This is a genomic window from Leptolyngbya sp. FACHB-671 (assembly GCF_014695745.1).
Classification (GTDB): Bacteria; Cyanobacteriota; Cyanobacteriia; order Elainellales; family Elainellaceae; genus JAAUTN01.
The window spans coordinates 1-6,725 of record NZ_JACJOV010000026.1 but is presented as its reverse complement, the minus strand read 5'-3'; the positions used below and the strand labels follow the sequence as shown (position 1 = coordinate 6,725).

Annotated in this window: 9 protein-coding genes and 1 pseudogene; 4 read left to right on the top strand and 6 right to left on the bottom strand. The window is 49.4% G+C overall.

Features of this window, described 5'->3' with window-relative positions; all coding sequences use genetic code 11:
- Positions 1-687, top strand: a 687-nt coding sequence (locus H6F93_RS00950; RefSeq protein WP_206755691.1) for a hypothetical protein, incomplete at its 5' end; no start/stop codon positions are given.
- A 94-nt stretch (positions 688-781) separates the two neighbouring features.
- Here H6F93_RS00950 and H6F93_RS35570 read toward each other — a convergent pair.
- Both H6F93_RS35570 and H6F93_RS00945 read right to left on the bottom strand, forming a co-directional pair.
- Positions 782-880 (bottom strand): annotated as a pseudogene (locus tag H6F93_RS35570) (IS6 family transposase); the annotation flags it as partial.
- Between the two features lie 33 nt (positions 881-913).
- A complete protein-coding gene (locus tag H6F93_RS00945; protein WP_190678384.1) occupies positions 914-1,603 on the bottom strand; it encodes an S-layer homology domain-containing protein in 690 nt (229 codons plus the stop codon).
- 275 nt (positions 1,604-1,878) lie between these two features.
- Between H6F93_RS00945 and H6F93_RS00940 the strand changes: the two genes are divergently transcribed.
- Positions 1,879-2,169 carry a hypothetical protein gene (locus H6F93_RS00940; RefSeq protein WP_190678382.1) on the top strand — a complete coding sequence of 97 codons (291 nt, stop codon included), beginning with the start codon at positions 1,879-1,881 and terminating at the stop codon, positions 2,167-2,169.
- 235 nt (positions 2,170-2,404) lie between these two features.
- Here H6F93_RS00940 and H6F93_RS00935 read toward each other — a convergent pair whose 3' ends face one another.
- A complete protein-coding gene (locus H6F93_RS00935) occupies positions 2,405-3,046 on the bottom strand; it encodes a hypothetical protein (RefSeq protein WP_190678380.1) in 642 nt (213 codons plus the stop codon).
- A 178-nt stretch (positions 3,047-3,224) separates the two neighbouring features.
- Between H6F93_RS00935 and H6F93_RS00930 the strand changes: the two genes are divergently transcribed.
- Entirely contained in the window at positions 3,225-3,368 is a 144-nt protein-coding gene (locus H6F93_RS00930; protein ID WP_190678378.1) for a hypothetical protein, read from the top strand.
- Between the two features lie 3 nt (positions 3,369-3,371).
- On the opposite strand, the gene H6F93_RS00925 is transcribed toward H6F93_RS00930, so the two are convergent.
- From H6F93_RS00925 to H6F93_RS00915, 3 genes are all read right to left on the bottom strand, one after another.
- Positions 3,372-4,304 (bottom strand): hypothetical protein, encoded by a 933-nt coding sequence (locus tag H6F93_RS00925; protein ID WP_199313407.1) that lies wholly within the window; start codon positions 4,302-4,304, stop codon positions 3,372-3,374.
- 378 nt (positions 4,305-4,682) lie between these two features.
- On the bottom strand, positions 4,683-5,204 hold the full coding sequence (locus tag H6F93_RS00920; protein ID WP_190678376.1) for an HNH endonuclease: 522 nt from the start codon (positions 5,202-5,204) through the stop codon (positions 4,683-4,685).
- A gap of 310 nt (positions 5,205-5,514) precedes the next feature.
- The gene (locus tag H6F93_RS00915) at positions 5,515-6,264 is read right to left on the bottom strand and encodes an SDR family NAD(P)-dependent oxidoreductase (RefSeq protein WP_190678374.1); all 750 of its coding nucleotides are present in this window, start codon (positions 6,262-6,264) and stop codon (positions 5,515-5,517) included.
- Between the two features lie 191 nt (positions 6,265-6,455).
- On the opposite strand from H6F93_RS00915, the gene H6F93_RS34480 reads away from it, so the two are divergent.
- Positions 6,456-6,578, top strand: a complete 123-nt coding sequence (locus H6F93_RS34480; protein ID WP_277882811.1) for a hypothetical protein — start codon at positions 6,456-6,458, stop codon at positions 6,576-6,578.
- The last annotated feature ends 147 nt before the right edge of the window (positions 6,579-6,725 follow it).

The window sequence follows — 6,725 nt, the reverse complement described above, 5'->3', positions numbered from 1 at the left end:
TCCCAGTTGCGACGGGCACAGCAGATGCCGGAGATGATTGAGGTAACGCAGATGTTAGATGCGGTGGAAGTAGCAGCAGCTCAACTGCCCGAGGGCGATCGCCTCCGGTTTGCCGGAGAAGCCTTGCTTCAAGTTGCCCAGATTTGTGCAGCACGAGCAGGTCTGTTAATGGACGAGTGGGAGGAGGCATCCCGCGATCCGATCGTGGAGCAAGGATTTTTTACTGACCTGGTGCGTCAGACGATGGCAGTAGATTTGACTGACTTAATGGAGCCAACTCCAGCTCGAAAGTCTCGGGCGAGACGAGCGAAGTCAGGCGGAACTGAGGAGGGATCGATCGTTGCGACCGTTGACAAGGCAGCGGTACTGGCAATGGTAGAGCACCTGGAGGCAGAAGCAGCCCTTGAGGAGGAGAGAAAGCAGCAGGTGTTAGCGCACCCGCAGGGATCAGCTTTGCTGTGCGCTCACGATGAAAATGTGTCGCAGTGGGTGAAGGCGATCGCCCAAGGATTAGAAGCAACATTGCCAGAGCGCGTTTCTGTTACCCAGTTATGCCAGTGCTTGGAAATGCCACCAGTAGAGGTGTGGCTAGCTGTATTGTTGGGTGAATTTGAATTGGAGCAGGAGGGGGAGTTTTATCAAGCTCCCATCTGGGTGAGGTGTCGAGACCTAGAAATGGTTGTCTAAGTTTACAGCAGTACGACGAAGCGACTTAACTATGGATTAAGTGCTTGGTAAAGCATCTACTCCGGCTGTGCTTGCCTGCTCAAGGTTCTCCTCACACTGTTGAATGACTTGAACCTATCATCGGTCTCACAATGCGCTTGATCATTCGATGATCCTGTTCAATGATTTTTACAAGCTTATACCTCCACTGCCGCTATGCATTTTTGCACAGGAGCGATCGCTTGGCTTAGGGAATATAGGGAAACTCGATCGCAGGAGCACTGCCAGTCGCCACCAGACCCTGATAAATTGAGGCGGCCACTTCAGCACGGGTCGCGGCGCGATTGGGATTGAGAACATCAATGTTGGGGTAGTTCACGGTGAGGTCGCGGAAGGTCGCCGCCGCCACGCCATCATGGGCATAAGAAGGAATTGAATCGTAGTCAAGGAAGCCACCTGTCACGCTGGCATTGGTTCCACTCGGCTGAAACTGTAGACCGCTCGCCAGAGCGACTAAAACCTGAGCGCGGGGCATGGGCTGATCTGGGTTAAAGACATTGCCAGGATAACCACTGAGAAAGCCTTCGGTGTAAGCGGCTTGGATAGCGCTGGCAGCCCAATAGCTACTAGGCACATCCCGAAAACGAACGGCACTGCGAACAGTCGGTCGGTCGAACGCCTGCCCGACCAAAACGGCAAACTGGGCACGAGTAATCGGCTCGTCGGGGCGAAAGCTGCCGTCGGCAAAGCCGCGAATCACATCACGATCGACGAGTGCTTGAATGAATTGTGCTGCCCAATAATCTGACGCTACATCTGAAAAAGTGGTTTGCGCTTGGGCCGGAATCTGTCCCATTAGTGAGGACAGCATTGCAACGGTCAGGCTGAGGGACAGGAATCGAATAAATCGGCTAGAAAATTTAGCTTGAATAAACATAAGTGATGAGTCGATGATGAGGTAGAAATTGGCCCAGAGCGGTGTAATCGAAAGTGTCAGAGCTTTGTGTAAGGCTTTGACAAGTACCGAGAGAAGCGATGCTCCAAGGGAGCCGCTTCGCGAACGGAGAATTCCATAGCAAAACGCATTAAGAAGGACCTTTAAGCAGTTCCAGGTTGCTTTCCTCCCCTTCCGCCTTCGGACAAATGCCATGTAACGCTGCACCAGCTTTGACAAGATTGAGAAAAGGGGAGGCGATGTATTAATATCTTGACATGCAACCATTGCGACTACTGCTTGAAACCCAGGAGGCAGCCCAAGAGGTTGCCTTTATGCTGAGATGCAAGTACGACGGGTGCAACATGATTATGCTACCGCCGATGCATGACACCCTAGCGTTACGAACGGCGATCGAACTGGTTGGAGTCGATTTCTGCTTTGATGGGGACTACTACCCCCTAATATTGCCGCAGTCTAAGGAGGCAGTAATCGATTTGAGCGAAAAGGAAGCATCCGAGCGAATCAGTCGGAAGGCTCAGTTGTGGTGTGACCAATCTCCGTTCTGATCCCACTTTGCAGAAACATTGCCAAAAGGACCATTGAGCTAGTGTTTGTAGTACAGTTGTAAGCTTAGTTAATTAGCACCTTGAAAATTAAACACTGCCGAGTTAGCGTCATTTTCGGCAATGATGTTAACTGTTAACGGTTCGTTTGAGCGGCTGCAAACAACCTTCGCCATGTACCAAGATCTTTCATCAGTCTGCTCCAAGTGAATTGTTAGACAATTGTAAGTAAAAGTTCTTAATCTACTAACCACTGCCCAAGCAGATAACCAATAAATAGCAACTGAAACCCCCAAAATAAGGTAGCTCCAATTCCAATCCAATAAGCTAACAGAAAAGCTTGTGCAATTTTTCTTGATACTCCCTGATACCAGGGAGTGTGTCTGCCACTGCTTTCCAATTGGTTCCACAGCCAAAAAATAAATGTGAAATGGATTGCCAGTAGAGACGCTATTATGAGCATTCCTAAATTGCTCGGATCGTAGAGATAGCCATAGTGATGACGAACCACTAGCCACAGTGCCATAAATAGACTGCTTCCGATAGCAATCCATCTTGCAGAAAATAAGAAACCTGCAATCTTGCTCAGTACATTTTGCGATCGGGAGGCAGAATGAGGAGTTTCTGCTTGGCTCCACTGTCGAAAAATAAGTACTAGGCTCACAGCAAGCAATCCTGCCAATACCGAAGCACCCTGCAACCAAGTGTCTTCATGTACTCCCCGTAACCAGGGTATTAATGAACCAGCATTGGCGCTATTAGGTTGAAAATTAGTGTCTCTAAGAGGAGAAACGTGATGAACAAAGACTGCACTAGCAGCAGAAAAAATTAGAAGAAACCCAAAACTAATAATGGGCAGGCGTTGAGTTGGTCGTTGCATAATCATAAAATTCCTTAGAGCGTCTTAACCGATAAGGACACTCCCTTTTGTAGAGATACTGTTTCACCTAGAACTGTTTCTGTCTAACGACCAAGCTCACCGGACATAGCTAACCTTTGCACCTAAACCGACCAGTTTTGTACATTCCGGTGCAGTGCATCTGGAGCGAGGGATTGAGATGCTACGGCAGAAGGTTGAGAAAATTGAGCGGTTGGATAGACAGGTGGGGCGATCGCCGGTTTTTCAAAACTCTGGCAAGGGCACCAGAGTTATCCCTTGTGGGATGGGTGACTACTCCGCTGAGTTTAACGGCACCCGGTAGAAGCTATAGCCAAAGCTCTGCCTGCTTCTTTTTCAGGCTTTTCATGTGACGGATGGTGACCGCCAAAGGATTAATCCCCTGTATGAGTAGCAATCCCATCCGGCAAAGCAGTTTGAGTTGGCTAAAAGCGGAAGGACGAGTGAGGCTTTCGTGGATAGCAATTCGGGCTTCATCCAAAAAGCTGTCGTATTCCTCCACAATGGGAGCGTCATGAAACACCCGCCCATTAATACCGTTAACCCCACTCACCCAATGGTTTCCCATCTGAATTCGATCGAGCTGAGCAACTTCAAGGTGATAGAGGTCGTGATAGTGAATCCAAACGTTTCGGACTTTGACCCCTCTCTTACCGATTTTGATTGGGATTAGGCTAATGCTGCCCAGTCTATGCTTAAACTTCACTGTTTTGGCATGATTGGTGCAATTCGCTAGCCAGACTTTCACTAGAGCAAGCAGCTTTCTGTGATGGTGAGTCCACCAGCGAGCGAATCTTCCTTTTCCAGAAATGCCTGATATCAATAGTTGATTCTGGTTCTGCTGAGAAACGAGGGGTGTATTGGAGGGTTCGTCTAACAACAGAGAAAGATAGTAAGGAAACCTAGTAAAGCAGAGGGGCGAGCGCCTCCCATGCTGATGCTCCCTCTGATTGAGGCACTCTCTAAACCGCCGTTTGAGGCTATGACGATGCCAAGCTAAAGTATCTGCGGGTAAGCGATCGCGTCGTCTATAAACAGCAAAAGCCCGCAACAACAGTCGTTTCATTTGAGGTGCAACCTCCTGATCAAGCTTTTCCTCTGCCGACAGTGCTATTTGCAGCGTTTTTTGCTGTCGCTTTGACAGGTGATTTGCATTTAGCTGCTGCTGTTTTGAAGCAGCAGGGTGTTGAGTGGAGACTAAGCATTGAGTTAAACGGTGATGAGAAAGGTAGCCAATCATGCCGAATTCAAAACTCTACTAACTTTCTCTCAGGAGAAACGCTGTTTTTTGGGTGATATCTGAAGTCCAAGACCTAATTAATTTCGCGAATTAAGAAAATTGGTAGTTGAAAGCAACAACAAAGGCTTGACATCCCTACCCAATCAAGGGTGTCTAGAAGGAGCCAAGAGCATTGAACAGGCAAAAAAGCCCCAGTATTACTGCCGGAGCTTTGTCAGTCTAAGGGGCGAGCGCGGATTGAGACAACGAGGATCTTCAACTTCAAGTCAAAGTAAGCTTCTCAATCATCAAAACCTGACAAGAGCCCGAACTTTTTGCAATTTTGCAGTCGCTATCCCAACTAGACAAACTGAGCCCTTTGTCTCATCCTGGCATTGTCTATCCGTGTCTTTTCTGTATGAGCTTTGCAAGATAAAACTTGAGGTTGTCCAGGGTCGTTCGACCACCTTCCGACATGGGTTTAATGTGATCGACTTGAAAGTCCCGTCGCATCTGACTCTTAAACCCACTTGTAGCACAGGTGATGAATCCGTTTGCATCTGTATATTTAGCAAATACAGCATCTTTAATTTCCCGGTACTCGGCTGGGTCTATTTCCCGAATTTCAACAAGCGAGAGAGTATCGAGTGATACTGATTCGGGGATTACAGCCGGTTCACTTACGTTCAAGCCAGGGTAGAAACCAAGCAATTTGTTGATCTCAATGTCTACCTGTTTCTTAAAATATAAGTAGTTGTACCCAAACAAAACTTGCCAGAAGGATGTGCAGTCATTCCATAAAGAGTCAAGATACTCTTTCTCCTGTATGCGGTCTAATTTCCGCTCAATCAAGTGCTTTGCCACAATTGACAAGTCGCATTTTCGAGATTGAGATAGGGCGATCGCTGGCAGCAGACCCAAGACGATCAGTCACTTCAATTTGTGACCACCTCGGAATTAGTCGCCCAACTTACTACCGCTACATCAATCTTGATCTGAACAACATTGCCGAAAATGAACATTGAGTGAGCGCGTGTAGTACGGTCTAAAGCCTTACTCTGCTGAAAGCGAGGACAAGCAACACTGCCGAGTTAGGGTTATTTCTGGCAATGTTGTTAACTGTTAACGACCTCGCTTACCTGCCCGTCCCGCTCCGTGAACCTCGAAAAACCTAAATGCGGCCGGCTCAGGTGCAGCACCTGGTTCGGCGTGTTGAGTATTAGCGCTTTCCTTATGCACCATAGCCACCTTCGACATTGAGCACTGTGCCGGTGATATAAGATGCAGCGGGACTGGCGAGGAACACCACGCCCGCTGCGACCTCTTCCAGTCGCGCGAAACGCTGAATTGCGAGCGTGGCGAACAGCATCTCCGCAACGCCGGCCTCGGCAGCCATTTCGGTCTCCATCAAACCGGCGGCGACCACATTCACGGTGATTTTGCGGGGCGCGAGATCTCGTGCTGCTCCCTTTGAATAGCCGACCACTGCAGCCTTGGTGCCCGCGTAATCGGCCGCTCCGGCAAAACCGACTCGCGTTGCTACTCCTGAACTGATGCTGATAATCCGTCCATCCTCGGGCAACACCTTGGCGGCTCGGATATTTGCGACTACTCCACCGACATTGATCGCCCACATTTGGTCCATCATGGCATTGTCAATATCGGGATGGTCAATGGATTTGCCTTGATAGGCGACGGCGGCGTTATTGACCAGGATATCAAGTCTCCCGAAACGTTCCATGACGCTCTGGATGAGCGGAGCAGCTTGGGTGGGATCGCCTTGATCAGATCTGAAGGCCGCAGCGCGAATGCCTTTGAGTTCCAGGGCACGCGCGACCGCTTCCGCTTTCTCCGCCGACGCCATATAGGTGATGGCGACATCCGCGCCCTTGTCGGCCAAGGCGTGAGCGATGGCGACGCCCAACCCGCGCGAAGCGCCGGTAACCAAGGCAACTTTGCCCGTAAGTGTTCTTGTGTTCATAACTCTTTTAGCTCGATGGCAAGTAGAAGGATGCGGAGACCGCCGAACGGGATCGTTCGGCTGGTTTGATGGTAAAACGGCGATGGTTGTTTGAACAGAAGATGGCTTCAAATTGCTTATAAAAGCACGTCAGTTGAAACAAAAGCAAAATTGTGGGACTAGGCATGGAAGAGTTGAGTCATGAAACTGCGATGCAACAATCTAGCATTCGTCGAGATGGGGGCGGACGCAAATCTGCATTTGAGCGAATTCCAGAGCTAGATGCGGTCTTCTTGCGAGTGCTGGCTCAACACATTGTGGTGCGTTCAGGCTGACGCAGGAGGGCGCTTGAACGTGTTGTATGGCTCACAGGCTTGCAGTCCTTCAGAAGCAGCGCAGCCGGAGTAGAAACAAAAGCCTAGCTATCAAGTGACAGTCATCTTGGGCGGGAACGACAGCTACAACTCCTGCTTGAGAAAAAG